The 17,715-nt window shown below is 40.1% G+C and carries 17 protein-coding genes; 15 read left to right on the plus strand and 2 right to left on the minus strand.

The features are described 5' to 3' along the window. Positions 1-105: 105 nt before the first annotated feature. From VHA01S_RS18445 to VHA01S_RS16915, 12 genes are all read left to right on the plus strand, one after another. A complete protein-coding gene (locus VHA01S_RS18445) occupies positions 106-246 on the plus strand; it encodes a hypothetical protein (RefSeq protein WP_023405553.1) in 141 nt (46 codons plus the stop codon). 2 nt (positions 247-248) lie between these two features. Beyond that, complete coding sequence (locus tag VHA01S_RS16865) at positions 249-680, plus strand: IS110 family transposase (protein WP_023405554.1); 432 nt, start codon at positions 249-251, stop codon at positions 678-680. A 338-nt stretch (positions 681-1,018) separates the two neighbouring features. Then, positions 1,019-1,441, plus strand: coding sequence for a hypothetical protein (locus VHA01S_RS16870; protein WP_023405555.1), 423 nt, complete (start codon positions 1,019-1,021; stop codon positions 1,439-1,441). Between the two features lie 75 nt (positions 1,442-1,516). Beyond that, positions 1,517-1,918 (plus strand): hypothetical protein, encoded by a 402-nt coding sequence (locus VHA01S_RS16875; protein ID WP_023405556.1) that lies wholly within the window; start codon positions 1,517-1,519, stop codon positions 1,916-1,918. Between the two features lie 78 nt (positions 1,919-1,996). After that, complete coding sequence (locus VHA01S_RS16880) at positions 1,997-3,910, plus strand: VWA domain-containing protein (protein ID WP_023405557.1); 1,914 nt, start codon at positions 1,997-1,999, stop codon at positions 3,908-3,910. Between the two features lie 78 nt (positions 3,911-3,988). Next, positions 3,989-4,306 (plus strand): hypothetical protein, encoded by a 318-nt coding sequence (locus VHA01S_RS16885; protein ID WP_156916981.1) that lies wholly within the window; start codon positions 3,989-3,991, stop codon positions 4,304-4,306. Between the two features lie 252 nt (positions 4,307-4,558). Continuing rightward, the gene (locus VHA01S_RS16890; RefSeq protein ID WP_023405558.1) at positions 4,559-4,855 is read left to right on the plus strand and encodes a hypothetical protein; all 297 of its coding nucleotides are present in this window, start codon (positions 4,559-4,561) and stop codon (positions 4,853-4,855) included. Beyond that, the gene (locus VHA01S_RS16895) at positions 4,842-5,987 is read left to right on the plus strand and encodes a DUF7146 domain-containing protein (RefSeq protein WP_023405559.1); all 1,146 of its coding nucleotides are present in this window, start codon (positions 4,842-4,844) and stop codon (positions 5,985-5,987) included. The genes VHA01S_RS16890 and VHA01S_RS16895 overlap by 14 nt, the downstream gene beginning before the upstream one ends. Continuing rightward, a complete protein-coding gene (locus tag VHA01S_RS16900) occupies positions 5,987-6,229 on the plus strand; it encodes a hypothetical protein (protein ID WP_023405560.1) in 243 nt (80 codons plus the stop codon). Before VHA01S_RS16895 ends, VHA01S_RS16900 begins: the two co-directional genes overlap by 1 nt. 156 nt (positions 6,230-6,385) lie before the next feature. Continuing rightward, positions 6,386-7,345: a conjugal transfer protein TraF gene (gene traF / locus VHA01S_RS16905; protein WP_023405561.1), complete on the plus strand. Its 960-nt coding sequence runs from the start codon at positions 6,386-6,388 to the stop codon at positions 7,343-7,345. Position 7,346: 1 nt separating this feature from the next. Continuing rightward, the gene (locus VHA01S_RS16910; protein ID WP_023405562.1) at positions 7,347-8,744 is read left to right on the plus strand and encodes a conjugal transfer protein TraH; all 1,398 of its coding nucleotides are present in this window, start codon (positions 7,347-7,349) and stop codon (positions 8,742-8,744) included. A 3-nt stretch (positions 8,745-8,747) separates the two neighbouring features. Continuing rightward, positions 8,748-11,597, plus strand: a complete 2,850-nt coding sequence (locus tag VHA01S_RS16915) for a conjugal transfer protein TraG N-terminal domain-containing protein (protein ID WP_023405563.1) — start codon at positions 8,748-8,750, stop codon at positions 11,595-11,597. A gap of 248 nt (positions 11,598-11,845) precedes the next feature. Here the strand turns inward: VHA01S_RS16915 and VHA01S_RS16925 are convergent, their stop codons facing one another. Continuing rightward, a complete protein-coding gene (locus tag VHA01S_RS16925; protein ID WP_023405565.1) occupies positions 11,846-12,061 on the minus strand; it encodes an OadG family protein in 216 nt (71 codons plus the stop codon). A gap of 365 nt (positions 12,062-12,426) precedes the next feature. Between VHA01S_RS16925 and mobI the strand changes: the two genes are divergently transcribed. The 3 genes from mobI (at position 12,427) to VHA01S_RS16940 (ending at position 16,205) form a co-directional block, all read left to right on the plus strand. After that, entirely contained in the window at positions 12,427-12,927 is a 501-nt protein-coding gene (mobI, locus tag VHA01S_RS16930; protein ID WP_023405566.1) for a conjugative transfer protein MobI(A/C), read from the plus strand. A gap of 12 nt (positions 12,928-12,939) precedes the next feature. After that, on the plus strand, positions 12,940-15,822 hold the full coding sequence (locus tag VHA01S_RS16935) for a helicase HerA domain-containing protein (protein WP_023405567.1): 2,883 nt from the start codon (positions 12,940-12,942) through the stop codon (positions 15,820-15,822). Between the two features lie 116 nt (positions 15,823-15,938). Then, positions 15,939-16,205 (plus strand): hypothetical protein, encoded by a 267-nt coding sequence (locus VHA01S_RS16940; RefSeq protein ID WP_023405568.1) that lies wholly within the window; start codon positions 15,939-15,941, stop codon positions 16,203-16,205. A gap of 371 nt (positions 16,206-16,576) precedes the next feature. On the opposite strand, the gene ltrA is transcribed toward VHA01S_RS16940, so the two are convergent. Next, the coding region (gene ltrA, locus VHA01S_RS16945) for a group II intron reverse transcriptase/maturase (protein ID WP_039971306.1) at positions 16,577-17,715 on the minus strand (1,139 nt) is incomplete at its 5' end.

Genomic DNA, 17,715 nt, shown 5'->3' on the forward strand with positions numbered 1-17,715 from the left:
CCTCAAATCACCTAGAGAATCGGCTTGCCGATTATAGTGAGAGATGGTATCTACACCACCTACTCAGTCTATTCTGAACAGTAAAGTGTTTAAGGGAGTCTAATTATGAAAAACCTAATTATTGGCGTTGATCTAGCAACAAAAGAGATTCAAGTTTGCGTGTACGCAAACAAAAAGGCGCACTCTAATCAAAAAATGACACCGAGCCAATTTAGTGAGTACTTAGCAAAACTTAGCCCTTTTTAGTTGTGTTTGAATCATCTGGCGGTTCAAATTATTGGAACCAACTTGCAACCGATTTCGGGCATCAATCAAGATTAATTTCATCACGATTGGTTTCTGCCATTCGTCAAAATCAGAAAACGGATAAGAGTGATACTTTGGCTATCATTCAAGCCTCTCAATTACCTGATATCAAATTCGCCTCGGGTAAAACCAATAGTCAGCAACAAGCACAATCTATGCTTAAGTTGAGAGAGCAAGCGATTAAACAAAAAACGGCCCTAAAAAATCAGTTAAAAGGGTTAATGCGAGAATTTAATCTACCAGTCGGGTGCAGTCACCAAAGCTTTATATTAATGACTGAGTTGATTCTTGAAGATGAAGGGATTGGAAAGTTGAATGCCATGCACTTGTATATTGGTCTTGCTTCAGGAGATCTTGGTCATGTAGATGGCTAAATATATACTAGTCCACTACAGTAGAAATTTATTCATCAAAGCCCAAAATAGAACATAAAGCTATATGGCACAGTATTGAATATTTCTAACTAAGTATTAATATTAGAAGTATGTTTTGTGTACTAAGTTCTTTTGAACTTAGGCAAAATGGCCTCGATGTAGAGGCTTGTGGTTACGAGAAATCGTATCTGTTGGCGGAGAATCCGCATAGTGAAGCCTAGCTTCCGAAAGAGACAACACCACACATTCTCTTTTACCTTTCTGAATATCCTCATAAGAGGATCAACCCATAGGGCTATTTCCCTATGGGGCGTAGCTCTTTTTTATGGAGCAACGCCATGCTTACCGCAAAACAAAAATTTCTCTTAGGGGAAATGATACTACCGTTTAGTTACGTGAACTTTGTAGCGAAAACCGATCTAGTAGTTAGTGCTCTAGATAATTGTTACTTAGAAGTGCGCAACGATCTTGGCCAAAGTTATATTTTTAATTTTGACGCTTACTCTGTCAGTCCTTCAAACCCTCGTGAAGTACACCTTCGGTTGAATACTGATGTTGTTGCTACTGAGCTGAAGTTTAAGAACTGTCAGTTTGATTTAGATCCGATTGGAATTGGAATAGATCCCTCAATCACTTGCGAACTGATTACACCATCAGCAATACAAGCCACTGACATTTACTTGCATATGCCATTACCAGTTGTAAATCTTGGTCTGCCTGTGCTTTCAATGTCTTCTTCAGATATGAAGGTTACTATCTAGTAGTTTTCACCGCTTAACCCTACGGGCAAATTACCCGTAAGGGCGATCTGCCTTTACTTATAGAGAGGTAGATTTATGAATATTGATACCGTTCTTCGATTACCACCTGAAGATTCGGGCCTAAACCATTCTATTGTTCGTCTAGCTAATGTTCACATTGGAAAAAAACGTTTTCCTCGGAGAACGCCAATGCTGATCACTGCGTCAAACGGCAATTGGACAATTAGGTATGTAATGGGAAATTCAGGCTCAATTTCTGGATTAAACAAACACTCTATTGCTATTGATTACGATGCTATTAGCGACTTAGAAGCCAATTATGGTTCTGGTCAGTCTATTACCATCAAGAAAGCATCACTTCTGAAATGCCTTATCTGGCTGCTAACTCACTCTGACTTAACTGTACGACTCTCAATGCGCTTCGCTGTCTTGGGTGCTCTGCTCGGTTTTGTCGGTCTTTTTATTTCGCTCATTTAGAGCGTATTTGTTATTTCAACCCTGCGGGTAAACATTACCCAATGGGGTAGTTGTTTGCTCGCTATTTGGAGCAAACTTATGAATAAACAAACTCAACTTTTAAAGAACTCACTACCACTGATCGGTGCTGGACTTGGTGACAAGCTCGGTATCCATATTTCAGTAAACGGTGATCAGGCATGGACAAATGGTACAACCATTAACATCCCTAACTTCAATGTGACAAGCAAAGAAGAAAAGGATGCAGTGCTTGGATTTATGAGTCATGAAGCGGCTCATATTAAATTCAATAGTTTTAAAGGTATTAGTCCTGCGGAAATGATGACTAACCCTTTAAGAAAGGCGATGCACAACATATTTGAAGATTTACGCATAGAGAAAGCCATGATTGAATACATGATTGGCACTCGAAAATGGCTAGATCAGATATGGATTAATCGCCAAGCAGAAGGTAATCGGCCTGTAGTAACAAAGGAATCTGAACCTGTTTCAATCCTTTGTGATTATCTACTCTTTACCTGCCGCGTGAAGTTCAGAGAACAATTACACCTTCAGGAGTATTTAGATGCGGCTGAAGATGCATTGTTTGATACTTTTGGTTGGAAGTTTCAAAGTGATCTTGATGCTTTGATTCTACCTAAATTACCAAAATTGGAGTCTTCTAGGGCCGCACTTAACTTAGCACAAGCCGTTACAACGTTACTTGAAGATTTTGAACCTGAACCTGAGCTTGAATCTGAAGATTCTAACGATGACTCAAATCAAGACTCTAACGATGCTTCAGACGACAGCAACAGTAATAGCGATAGCAATTCTGATGCTTCAGAAGAAACTAACGATACCTCTAGTGATGACCAAGCCAGTAATGGTGATGATTCACAATCGGCCAGCGATAAAAGTTTGGATAGCGAACATTCGGAACAAGAGAGTAGTGATACTCAATCTTCTGATAGTTCGACTAGCACAACAGATGATGATATTTCTGATTCTGACCAGGATGAATTTACTCACTCTGGTTCTGAAGCACCGCAATCAACACCTAGCGAAAGACAAGAACCATCTTCTGAAGATGTGAATTTTGCCATAGCTAGTGCGCTGACTGCTCGTGACGAAGATGTGAAAGATGATATGGCTGACTTTGTTCAGAGTATGGAGACATTGGCTCACGCTAATGAACCCGCTATCGAAGTAGGTATGCCCGATTGCTATAAAATGGAATCAGGTAATACACGCTACGGTAAAATTCTTACAAGCCGAGTAAAACAAACCTCCAACAATCTTACTTCCAGACTGCAAGGTATTGTGCAAGAAGAATTGAAGGTTAAATGTCGAACGAAAACGTCAGGTAGAAACCTTAACAGTCGCGTGTTGTATAGAGCTGCTGTGGGCGATCCTCGTTTGTTTCGCTCTAAAGCACAAAAAGCGGTAATTGATACCATTGTTGAAATATCTATTGATAATTCAGGCTCAATGGATCACGTCTGTGCGAATGGTGACACCTACTTAGATGTTGCTAAGGAAGCACAAGTTGCACTGTCTATGGCTTTAAATAAACTTAACGGTGTATCAGTAACGGCAAGTGCTTTTCCAACTAGCAATAGTGGAAACAGTGTCATTGAACTACTTAGTGAAGGTGAATCTGTTAAAAGCCTACCCGAACGCCTATGGCGTGTTGATGGTGAAGGTTATAGCACACCAACAGCAAGTGCGTTATGGCACAGTTTGAAAAAAGTGATTATGAGTAAAAAAGATCGCAAAGTAGTAATGATCATTACCGATGGTTATCCAGATTACGAACAGCGTACTTCTTTAATCAATCTGGTTAGAAAAGCTGAGTTAAACGGCATCATCGTAATTGGTATTGCGATTGGTGATATTGCACGCGATAAATCTGAGTTTTATCAGTATTTTCGTAACGCATTGTTCATTTCAGACCTTAACCAACTCAAAAAAGAGATGTTCAAAGTTGCTAAAAATTTACTTATCAGCTGAGAACTATCACACCACCCACAAGGGCAAACAATTGCCCTAACGGGGTTGATGTTTGCCCTTTTTTTAGAGGCAAACATCATGTTAAGAAAACTTTGGAGGACAAAAACTACAAATCCTGATCAGGATCGGTTATTTCCTTTCGTGCTTGACTCATCAACTGAGTTTTGGGCGATTTGGGAAGACACTGAAATTTTTGCAATCCAACACGCCATGATCGTACAAGCTCTTAATGAGATAAAGGATCATCGGCGGTCAAAGAAAATGCGCCAAGAGGCTTGGGATTGGTTATTCAGCAATGAAGAACATCCTTTTTGTGCTCGCTTGTGTGCATCCAACAATTGTTTAGATATTCACCACCTACGAACCCTAGTACGGCGCATGGTAAACAATATCTAACTGACCACTTCTTGAACCCTTCAGGGACTTACCCCTGTAGGGGTAGTCCCTTTATTTTATGAGGTACTACATGTTCTACATCCTACTGACTGTTTTCTCTCTAATTTGGCTTGGCACTGTGTCCTACGCCTTGCAATTTTACGGGACGAAAATTACTGAATAGTCGCGTTTGACTCTCTGTTCATAGGGGCTTTTCCAAGCCTGTTCCTGCGGGTTTTGAAAAGCCCCTATGGGAACAACGGAGAGAGAAGTATGAAAAACGCAACTACACGCCATGCTCATTCTGAGCAAACGTTACATACCGAAATATGGTCAACCAAAGACATTATTTTGCTTCAGAAGTCGATGATTATTCAAGCGATTGAAGACCTCAAAGATGGAAGAAAGTCAGAAAAAATGCAACGAGAAGCTAAGGAATGGATTTGTAGTAATGACACCAAAAATCCTTTTTCTTTTATTAATTGTTGTGATGGCAACAATCTAAATGGTTGTTACCTACGTTGGTTGATCGAACAAACCTTACGTGGAGGTATTTATGACACACTCTAATGACTATTTTAAACAGGTCAAACAAGCTGCAAATGGCCGTTGGTTTGAAATATTTACTACACTCGCACCTTCGTTAAATGATGCAATTAAACGATGCCCAAAACACGGCCCTTGCCCCGTCAATGGCGGCAAAGATGGTTTTAGGCTGTTTAAAGATTCAAATACAACAGGTGGCGGTATTTCTAACGCTGACGGTGCAAAGCCAAATGGTTTTGAATTGCTTATGTGGCTTTGGGATTGTGATTTTATAACAACACTAAAGGCTGTAAGTGAATTTCTTGGTATGAATAACTCACAACGCCAAGATTACACACCGAAAGCACCTGTTCGCTCAGCTAACTACTCAAAAACTCAGGCTACAAGCACTGATAAACACTTGGGGAAATGCAGAGCTTATTTAAGAAAAGTATGGTCTAGCACCATTGACTTAACTTCACCAAAAGCGAAGTTAGCACGTATTTACTTGAACTCACGCAGTCTAGATTTAAAGCAACTTAATCTGCATGGTCTAAGTAAAACAATACGCTTTCATCCGTCTTTAGAGCTGTATCACGACAATGTGAAAATCGGCTCGTATCCCGCATTAGTAACAATGGTGAGATATGAAGATGGAAATCCAGCTTGTTTGCACAGAACCTATCTCGACAAAACCGGGCATAAGCTCAAATTGTCTCGGAAAGGTGAAGCTGTTGCATCCAAGAAACTGACAACATCGTGTGAAGACCGAATGTTATCAGGCGGATCAATACAGTTAGGTATCCCACAAAGTAATTATCTACATATTACAGAAGGGATCGAAACTGCGTTAAGCGTAATGCAAGTCAAACATGAACCTGTCTGGCCTTGTATTAGTAGTACGTTACTAGCGAAATTTAACCCTCCAAAAGATATTAATCACATCTTCATTTGGGCGGATAAGGATCGTGAAAAAAACGGCAAACGTGCAGGATATGACTCAGCTGTAGAACTCTTAGAGCGCATGGCGGAACAAGGTGTTGAATGCACCATTATGTATCCATCAAGTGAACTAGGAAATCGCAAAAGCGTGGATTGGAACGATGAGCTTGCTGAACATGGCGAAAACCATTTTCCTCCACATCACTTGTATCTATGGCAAAAGGCGATTGCATAATGCTGACGTTTATTACTGACATAGTGAATCCAAAAGAACCTGATCTACTGGCTAATAATCAGCATGAAACACTACTGATTATTAGCCTAGAAGGGCAACTTCTTGGTCGCTATACACCACCAAAGGGCGGTTGGTCACACGAAACACTATGTGACTTAGCTGAATGTTTCCCTCAACAGTGGGAGTTCTGCGGAGCTGACGCGCTAATAGGACAATGTTTTGTCGGTTCTACTGAAATTTAACAATACAGGTAGCCCGTACTCAATTTTTATTGAGTGCGGGTAGCACCTGCTACCACCTTCGATTTTGGAAATAAAAATAATATGAGTGAATAAAGGTAAGGAAAATAACCCTTAGCCTTTGTTCATTGAAGTAAGTTTAAGAAAGGAACACGTTATATGTTAAGGAAAGCAAATAATATATTCATACTATCGGGCCTACTGTTCTCGACAGTCGCCATTGGACAAATAGAACAGCAAAGTGAACCAGAATTTTATGATGACGCTGAGCGTGGTTGGTTTTGGTACGAACAATTACCAGTAGAAGAAAAAGAAAAATTTAAAGAGAAACTATTAAAAGAGATTCAACCTACTGTTATACCCAAATCTCAACAGCCTGAAGAAAAACCACTTTCAACCAAGTGGTTTCGAGAAAACTTTGAAAAGTACCGTGATGCCGCCATTGATAATCCGTATGACGAACAGGCAATGCGTAATTACTTGTACCTTGAAAAGTTCATGCGAGACAGAGCCACTGCCTTTGCGTATCAACGCCAAAAAGCCGTTTATGAAGATCCATTCTTAGATAGTGCGACTCAGAGACCAACCGCTAATTTTGGTATGCGCAGTATGAATATGGAAGCGTCAAAAAATCGCGCTCAACTACTGCATCATATTGGCCAACAAACAGGTATCTACTTTTTTTACCGTTCTGATTGCTCATTTTGCTCACAGCAAGCACCTTTACTCGCAGGTCTAGAGCGAGAATTTAATTTTGCTATCAAAGCGGTATCGCTAGATGGTCAGCCTTTACCGCAATCACCTTGGCCAGAATTTTTGACAGACACAGGCCAAGCGCAACATTTAGGTGTTGTTCAAGTACCCGCAACTTACCTCTTTAATCCACAAAACAACCGCTTTGAGCTAATTGCTCAAGGGCTTCAATCTCTCAATCAATTACAAAATCGAATCATTTATGCGGCGGAACGTTCTGAATTGATCTCTGAACAAGATGTTGAACAAACTCGTAGTTCAGGTCTGTATCAATCCGTTAGTGGCGAATATAGCCAGTTTCCGTTTCCAAGCGATGCACCACAAGAATTTCAAGAGTTCTACTACGACTCTCTAGGAGGACAGTAACATGCAATTATCGAAATTAAACATTATTACAACGTTGCTCTTTGCGTCTGCTGTTACTTCTACTTCTGTAATGGCCAGTTCAATTAATGACAAAATGGATGATGCATTTAATGCACTGATGAATTCGACCGAACCTGCCTCTTATGACACCGCTAGGCGTGGGGTGCTAAGTGGAGGACAAATATTCATAAAAGTACCCACAAAAAGAGCAAATATAGCCTCTGCTACTGCTCCCTCTATCCAAGCGGGTTGCGGGGGTATTGATTTATACGGTGGTAGTTTTAGCTATATCAATGCGGATCAGTTCGTTCAAACCTTTCAAGCTGTTGGAGCAAACGCTTTAGGTTATGGTGTAAAACTTGCAATTCAATCAGCCTGTCCATCATGTGAACAAGTCATGACTTCACTAGAAAAAACCGCGCAAGCCATCAATAGCATGAACATTGATAGCTGTAACATGGCTGAAGGTTTAGTTAATGCCACTGCTGACTTTGCTACAGGCAAACAAGCTGATGCAAGCGCAAAAGCAATGGGAGTAAACACAGGCGTAATGGATGATATTAACGCTGCTTGGTCATGGATTGGCACGGAAGGTAAGTCGGCAAGCAATACAATAAAAACCTCAAATCCCGATGAATATAAAACGCAGATCACAGGCAATATTGCTTGGCGAGCATTTAATAACGGGGAAATTAAAAGTGTCTATGGTGCTGATGATGATTTTCTTGAGTTAATGATGACCATTACAGGGACAGTAGTAATCAGTGACACATCATCGCAAGCCGATTCAATACCTCAGACGCAAGTCTACAAAGGACACGGAGTTAAACTTGCCGATCTGGTGAGTGGGGGAGAGTACCTTGTTTACGAATGTGATACGAACGAGATAGACGGCTGTTTGAATCCTCCAATGCAACCCAATAAAACCATCACTGATATTGGTCTTCATAATCGTGTCTATAACTCTTTAATAGATATGGACACTGCACTAACAACAAATCAAGAGTGGACAGAACAGGCGAAGGCTACATTAAGTGTCACAACCATTGTCGGTAGCAAGTGTATGCAAAAACTTTATCAAGCATCAATGGCCAATTCAAACACAACTATTCGTCTTCAGATTGTCAACCTGTGTTCATCAAGAATGGCTCTAGATACTGCCATCGTGCAAATCCTTAACTATATAGATGCCGCCGAATCAGCTATCAAAAATTCAGAAAATGACACTTCACTTCAATCAGCTAAAAAATTAGCTCTAGCAACATTCAAAGAGAGTAGGGATGCTTATATTGAAGAATACAACCGCTTGAGTAAACAGATACCGGTCGAGTCTCTTATGGTGACACTGGATTCACTTGATTTCTCTGACGGACAACGTAAAGACACACAAGGTAATTAAATTATGGTTTGGGATATTGTGAGCTTTGGTGACGTTAGAACCCTAAACATGGTTTTCAACGCTATAGCCTCCATTTTTGCCGATGGGGGATACACAGCGGCGGTAATTGCTGTCGCTATTTTTGTTGTGGTAGGCAGTTCATTACATAGTTTACTCAGCGCAAAACCTGAACTGCCTTATGGCAGACTACTTGCGGGGATTGTCATTTATGTGATGGGATTTAATACACTCGTTAGTGTGTCTATCGAAAATCGTTACGATGGCACGGTATCCCAAATTGATAATATACCAGCCGCAATTGCTGTACCTGCATCATTAATTAGTTCAATAGGTCTTTATCTTGTAGAAACATCTGAAATTGCATTTGGTGGCCCTAATGATCTTGCTAATGTATCCGCTAACGGCTATCTCGCACCATTGAAAGTAATAGCCTCTTACCGTGAAGCATCTATGCTAAATTGCCCCGCAGGTGAGGTAGCCAGTACAGAAGCGAATATAAACCTATGTCAATCGCTACGAGCTTATTATTCAGAATGCGCAATGGTCAAAGCAACAAGAGACAATGAATACCTAAAAATGCGTGAAGATAATCGCTTAGATGCTATTGAATTTGATTCTCGCGCTCATACAACCTTGATTGTAGACGGCATAGGACAGCAAAAAACCGTTACCTGTTCCGAAGCGTATGGTTATATTAAAACAGCGTTTGATGGGCCTACCTTTGAAAATATCGTAACTGCAAATAATGTAGCGGCGGGAGTTAGAGCAGGAGAGGACGGTCTAATTAGAACATCGGATGCGCTTGAAGCTATACAGATTGACTCAAGCCGTTCTCGTGATTTTCTTGCGTCACTTTATATCAACAAAGCAGCTGACGGTGGTGAATTGGCATTTTATCATCGTATGGGGTCGTCTGATCTAGCTGAAAACCTCAACAGCTCAATTCAGCAACGTGATTACGCATGGACACTGCAAGGGGAAATGTGGGTTCAAATCGTAGATAAATTACTCGCAATCTTGGAATGTCTTATCTATGCACTCGCTCCATTTATCGGGCTTATGGTATTAACAGGCGCAACAGGTAGCAAAGTTATGTTGCTCTATTTGCAGCTACTCGCTGTTATACAATTAATACCCGTAATGCTTGTAGTAACACAAAGTATCATTATCCATGATCTTACTAACTACAGTGCCATGATTGCTGCGCAATACGATATTGGCTCAAGAGAGTTCGTGTATGCGATGACAGACAAGGCAAAAGAGTTAATGGGACTAGGTGGGATGATTTCCGCTACTATCGTTCCTGCAATGGCTATGGCTCTTGTTACGGGTTCAGCAATGGCTATGTTTGGTGCAATAAAACAAGCGGCTGTGACACCTAAAGACACAGATTCAATGCCTGATATAACAAGTCAAGGCGGTGCTATGGTCGATATGGGGTGGCGCAATACGGGACGACTAGATCAGCATGGTAATGTTTCGAGTGAAGCGGCTCGAACAGAAATAGGATCGATAGCGCAAGGTCACAACTTAAAAAGCAGTGTTTCAACGGCAGAACGTCAAGCAAGCGAGACACAAGAAGCCTACTCTCAAGCTGTTGGCCAGATGGTGACAAACTCACAAGGGCAAAGCTATACCACTGATCAAGTTCAGTCGATGGGGCAGAGCGTAATCAGCTCTACCGCAGAAACACAGAATTGGGCTTCGAGTATGCAAACTCAGCTCATGGAGCAGTACGGTTTCAATAAGGAATCAGCGTCAAATTTAGTTGGGAGTTTAGCAATGGCCGCGAGAACAGGATCTGGTGGCTTTGGAGGCGGTTACGAACAAGCAAGTAGATTTACTGAAGGTTTATCGAAGTCAGAAAGTGAAGCGTTCTCTGAAATTGTGTCGGGTACGGCCTCAAGCGGTATTCAAGCCTCATTCAATCATGCTCAAAACTACATGGATCAGAACAGCGAGAGAGTATCTACAGGCAACAGCTACATGGACCAATCTATCGCTAAAGCTGAAAATGCGTACCAAGAGAAAGTCAGTGCCAGTGACACTTATGAAAGTGCAAAATCTATGGAGCAAACTTTCTCACTGAGTAATGCTGATATGATGACAGCTCTACACCAGAAAGCGCATGAAGATGGTATAGATGGTCGCATGAACTCAGCTATCAATGAACTGAGAAATGATGATCCAAACGCTTATAAATACTTCCGAGAGAAAGAAGCGGAATATGGTGGTGAACGTGGCATGGACTCCAAAACTGCTCGTTTAGCAGCACTAACAGCTACCGCAAACTACAACGGCGATCTATCGAGTATTGCAGAAAGCGTGTGGAGCAACCCTGATAATACGCCACAAAATAATGTGGAATCTAATGTATTAAATCGTGGATTTGAACAACCCGTTAATGATATTCAAAAAGGTGTATCAGACGCAGACATTACGCATTTAAGTAAAGATTTTGAACACAACCAACACCTTGTTGATAATAAAGAGCACGTAGAAAAAGAAGCTCAAGAATTTGAAAGTAAGGCTAATGCCATTCTTGGTAAAGATGCGTTCAGCGATTCAGAAGCAAGAGCTGTTTATAATGCCTTAAATGATACAGATCCAGGTGGCACAGCATTAAAAGTACATGATAATTTAATGCAGTATCTTGAGGAAGAAGGTTATTACAATCCTTCAAGAACGACCGCTGAAGCAGCCTTTTATGATTTTGTTGATGATGTAAAAGGGGAGGCGAAAGAAATACTAAATAGTATTGGATTTAACTTCGATACATCTAGTAAAGAAGAAAGTGATAGCAATGAGTTACTGCCACCTAATGAACACGATCCCAACGAAATACCTAGATAATTTTTTCATTGAATAAAAAAGGGAGGTTCGCCTCCCTTTTTATCTATTATCTTTATGGTATATATTGTCAGGTAAATCACTCCAACTTGGATCTGCGTAGTATTCAGTTGACTTATCCATATCATCAAACAACTCTTTATCCACTTTACTATTTACCTCATTTCCACCAGTGTATTCCAAGTGTCCGTGCAGTCTCGCGCAATAAATAAAGAAACAATAAAAAACGATCATCCAAAAAAACATATCAGCTACCTTCTAATCTTGATTGGTTTATCAGCATCCGACTTGTTGTTAGCTCTTGATTTTGGTAAGCCATAACAGAATACATAGTGAAAAATGATTACTATAAATACAATAAAATCAAGAATAGAAAAACCAAAAATCATGCCTGTAAAAACTATAATCAACCCCATTGGTAATAAAACTTTCCAGTTATTATAATTAAAAAACAACCAATTACTCATTGTATTAATCCTTTCATTTAAAGCAATTACTAAGTTAAGTATAAACCATGTTTAGAATGTCCGAAATCCTCTTGTTTTTAAACTATATCTTGGAGTTATTTATGGGCTATTTACTAAAATATTAGATCCTAGAGAAAATACACAAATGAAAAAACTCACAGAATAATTATGTTAAATCAAAGTGATATACAACAGAACTTTATACAGGGCTTTTGGTACTACAACCAATTATCATGTGAATTGGTACTGAACTAAGTAGAACCAAAAAACCTGAGAATTGGTTACTACATTTGTTAAGTAGTAATTTTGGAAAATTTACTGCTTAGTCTAATCTTGTAGTAGGGGACTCCATCAAGGGCGGCAGTATGCAAGAGATACAGACAGCAATATATAATGAAATTGATAAACTCTATGATGAAGCAAAGTTCTATTTGGAATTTTGGATGACAAAGGTTGCGAAACGGGAGGTTCAACGAGTTAATAATAAATCTAATCGTGAATACACGAATTATTCTCTTTCATTGGAGTTTAGCGGAGTCGCATTTAGATCAAGATGGTTTAGGGTGCAGTTCGTAAGGAACGGTGACAAAACCATAAGACTGAGCAAATCCATAGCTGTGCCTAGAAATAACATATATTCAAAGTCTAATTTTAAATATGCTGATGATTGGGAGGTAGAACTCATTGAGCAAGTTGAGTTTGGTCTTGGCCCAATAAGAAATAAATTAAAATTGCTAATGAAAGCACATCAAAACATCCTGCTTGCAACAAAAAATGACAAAACACCTTTACTCGCATTGCCTTGTAGAGAGCGAGTTAACGTTACAACAAGAAGCATTGCGAAAATTAAAGAGTCACTAATGTAAAGGATTTAAATTATGACCACTAAAGAAAGAACAATTGGAAAGCATAATCTCACACCAGAAATGAATGACTTTATTGAAGCGGTAATTTCTGGTGAAAATGTCAAAGCCTACGCTTATGCAGGTTCGGGTAAAAGCACGGTTCTTCGTGCTGTTGAAAAATACCATACAGGTAAGACAGGGTTATATATCTGCTACAACAAATCGCTAGAACAAGAAGCTCGCAAGTTGTTTTCGGGTCATAATGTCCATATTTATACTTCACACTCTTTTGCTTTAAATAGCTTCCCGGTTCAAGATAAAAACAACTTCATAAAGAAAGTCGGTGTAAAACATTCACAATCCACAGTTATCAAATATTCTGAATTGTCCACAAATTCCAATCTATGTCAGTTATTGAATGAAAGTAAAGTTTGCAAGTATATTTTGAGTACAATTGATAAATATTGCCTTACTGCTTCAACTGAAATTGCACCACAACATCTTCCTAGTACCGCAATTAAGGCTATTGATCAGCTAGTAAAAAAGAAAGTCATTCAAGCTAAAGAGCGTAATAAACTTTATTCTGAGTTAATAGAAGTGAGTAAAGTTCTAATTAGACAAATGTTTGATCCACGTAGTAAGTGTCCAGCAACACACGACTGTTATTTAAAAGTATGGCAACTTTCTAACCCTAAAATTGCATATGACTACATCATGTTTGATGAAGCCCAAGATGCAAATCCACTACTACTCAGTGTGATACTAAAACAACAGTGCCAACAAATTTTTGTCGGAGATAAGTACCAAAGTATTTATCAATTCCGTGGCGGGATAAATGCAATGGATCTAATTCCATATGAGGGTTTTCAGCTCTCTCATTCCTTCCGTTTTGGTCAGAAAGTGGCAGACTTGGCCACTAAGGTTTTAAAGCATACCGATCCCAAAATAAGTATCAAAGGTGTTGGATTTGATACTCAGGTGGTGTTGGGTTCAAAGTACAATGGTGCTGAACAGTTCTTGTATATCTCACACACGAATGCTTCTTTACTGGAAGTGCTTTTGTCGTGTCATCAAGCGCAAATACCCGCCGCTTTCTTATCAAATAAAGCAGAGTTCAGTCTACGAAAACTCAATAGCATGATGCGTTTGGCTGCGGGACAAGAGAGTGTTCTAGTAGCACATCAGAAATACAAATCTTTAGAGCATTTACTGCTCAACGAAAAAGACAATGAGACTCAATTATTTGGTGAGTTGATTGAAAGTGACTACGAGAAAGCTAGAAGTCTTCACGATGCGTTGCAATGGTCGATGAACATTCCTCAAAGCAAAGCCGTAGTACAGTTATCAACGGCGCATGGGTCTAAAGGTTTGGAACATGATGTAGTGATGCTCTCAGACGACTTCAGAGCTACCATTACTGCCTTTTCAAAAGGTAAACCGCTCGATGAAGCTGAAATTAACTTACTGTACGTGGCACTCACTCGCCCGAAGAAAGTTTTAATTATTCCCGATGAACTCATGGATGCACTTGATAACAATTTGGCTTTTACTATTAGAAAAACGAAAGTAGATAAATCTCTGCTAGATAACGTTATACCAGCTAATTTACCAGCCAAGCCGCGAATCAAATCTACCCCTAGTCCTAAGACAACAACAGAAATAAGCCCGGATATTACCGGCGGCTCGCAAGCTAAAAAAAGTTCCACTTCGACCGAACCAATCAACAAAAGTACAACTAAGGCACCGGGCATACCTAAAATGAATATTCCCAGCCAAAAGACCGGTACAGATATTACAATTGAAGTCGGCGTTGGAAAAGATGGCTCTAATTCTGGTAAGTTATTTTGGACACCAACGAATACAGCCCAATACATGAGTCCAAATTTGGCAGTCTGTGGAACAATGGGAACGGGTAAAACCCAAACAGTAAAAAGCATTATCACTCAAATGGTGCGTCAACGAGCGAATAATACGGGTGGTGAATCACTTGGTTTGCTGATCTTTGATTATAAATCAGACTACTCCGACCTAGAGTTCGTGAAGAAAACAGGCGCACTCGTGCTACCTGCGAACAACTTACCTATTAATCCTCTGTCGCTCTACACGTTTGATAAACGAAGCATTATCAATACAGCTAAAGTCATTATCAGCTCACTCAGTAGTTCTTTTAATTTGGGTGTAAAACAAGAACAACTACTCAAGACGATGATATTGAAAGCCTATGAACGTAGAAACTTTGATAAAGACAATTTAAACACATTGAAAGGCACTCCACCGACACTTCAAGAGGTATGCAGTGCTTATATGTCACAAGACAAGATACCTTCTGATAGTTTAACTTCTGCTATGGCCGATATTGAAGATTTTGAAATATTCGAGCCGAACCCTCGCAAATGCAAACCACTGTTTGAGCTGCTAGATAATCAAGTTGTCGTAATAGAACTTGGAGGGTTGGATTCATCCCTTCAGTCACTCATTGTCTCGTTGCTGCTCGATCAGTTCTACGTTCAAATGCAACAATCACCAAAACCCACAGTGGATGGCCAGCACCGTGCGCTAAAAAAATTGATACTGGTTGATGAAGCAGACAATTTGATGCGATATAAATATCTGAGTTTAAAGAAAATCCTTAAAGAAGGTAGGGAGTTTGGAACAGGGTTTATATTGAGTACGCAGGGATTAGATCACTTCCAAACCAATGAAGTAAATTACCGCGACTATATGGAGGCGTGGATTTGCCATAGGCTCAACGGGCCTAAGCCAAGAGATATTGAGCACCTACTGAACATCAAGTCAAAGTCTGATCTAGACAAAACCTTACAACAAGTAAGAGAGCTGCCAAAGCATCACAGTTTATTCTTGGATGGAAAAAAGCAAGTTCACTATCAAGAATCTACAGCGTTCTATCGCCTGTAATTTGGGCGGATATTAAGAAGGAGGCTTTATTTATATGAGTAGGCAGTTCAAATTACCTGTTTAGTAGTCACTGTAATGATATTATGAGGCCATCATTATGACAAAATGAGTGGTGTATGAAATTTAAAACAGTTAAAGAAGGTGATTTTTTCCGTTTAACAGAATCGGGAGGCATTACAGATCTGATTGTGCAGGAATCCACAAGTCACATCAACGAGTTTAATGTAGTTGGTATCAATTCCGAAAAACAAGTGGCATACGCTATCCGCCACACTAGAATTGACGAACTAAGAAGTTGGAAGCGTCTAGATCGACTTGCACAACAATTGAAAAAGCGCGGCGTTGCTAAGTTTCAAGTTCAATTTATCCAGAAAGAACAATAGCTATAATACTAACGGAAGTTGCACGGGAACTTCCGTATTGTTCGATGTGAACAATTTTTTTAACGCTGCAAAACGTAATTCTCCGCCCTTCAGCTCTTTCAAATTCTCACACTTTTTAATAAACCTCTGCCAATTGTCGGAAGACAATATAGTTTGTTCGATTCCAATAAAGTCTGATCATTTACAATAAAGTTTGTTATTTTTCCTCTGCTAGTTCACTCGGCAGAGGTATGTGAACCGACTATAGCAAGCACGTCTTTGTCGGGTGGACGACACTTGTTACCAAGTGCCGTCTCCCTAAGAACCCAGCGTGCAACTTTCACTGCACTAGGCTCAAGCCTCCACAAAGGCATCAAATGATACCCAGCAACTTATAAAGCAGTCGGAGCAGGTTCGTTCCAAGAGTTACGAGCTAGCCTTTTTGACTTCCTTTTAGCCAAGTATTCTTGGTATTGAGGGTCAAATGGTGTCACTGCACTTCGGATTTTTACATGCCTTTCTATTGGCACTTTGGCTATTTGGAAGAGATTGAACTGGCAATCCATATCCATGATCTTCCGCCAACCGTGAAACTGCCACTGGCCTTTTCGGTTGATGAAGTATTTTAGGGCGATCCAAGTTTTAGACTTTGTTGGATGACGCCTTTTAGCCCAGTGCCATAACGTATGGAATAGCTTGTGACCTATATATCCGAATACCTGTTTAGCCACGCAGTGTCGATAATAGTTCGACCATCCCCTGAGTTTCGGATTTATCAGTTTGATAAGATCATTCACTGGAAGGGTTACGTGCTTTTTGATGAGTTCACGCAGGTTGCTTAAGAACATCAACGTATTGGATTTACTCGGCTTAATGAGCAGTTTTCCTTTATACTTCCTATGGTTGAACCCAAGAAAGTCAAAGCCATCGTTGATATGAGTAATGTGCGTTTTCTCTTCGGATAATGTTAAGCCTCTTTCCGCTAAGAAATCAGCAATCAACGGTTTGATATCGTTCTCGAGCACTTCCTTTGAAGCGCAAGTGACGACGAAATCGTCGGCGTAACCAATAAAGTTGGCTCTTGATCCTTTCATAAGAGCGGTAGACTTAACGCGCTGTTCGAGCCCCGATAACGTCATCAACATCAAGGTTGGGGAAATGATCCCGCCTTGCGGTGTGCCTTCATCGGTGTCGTAAAATAGCCCTTTATCTACAAATCCAGACTTTAGCCACTGCTCCAGCATTCGTTTATCCATGGCAATGTTATCCATAAGCCATTGATGCCCGACTTTGTCGAAGCAAGCTTTAATATCTCCTTCAAGAACCCATTTAGCCGATTTCTTTAAAGCTAAACACTTGAAGCACTGGTCGACAGCGTCAGCCGTGCTACGATTTGCTCTAAAGCCATAACTATTAGGGTCGGCAATTGTTTCTGATATGGGCTCTAGCGATAATAGGTGTAGTGCTTGTTGTGCTCTATCTATCATGCATGGAATGCCCAGAGGTCGAAGTTTGCCATTCTTTTTTGGGA

Source organism: Vibrio halioticoli NBRC 102217 (genome assembly GCF_000496695.1).
Lineage (GTDB): Bacteria > Pseudomonadota > Gammaproteobacteria > Enterobacterales > Vibrionaceae > Vibrio > Vibrio halioticoli.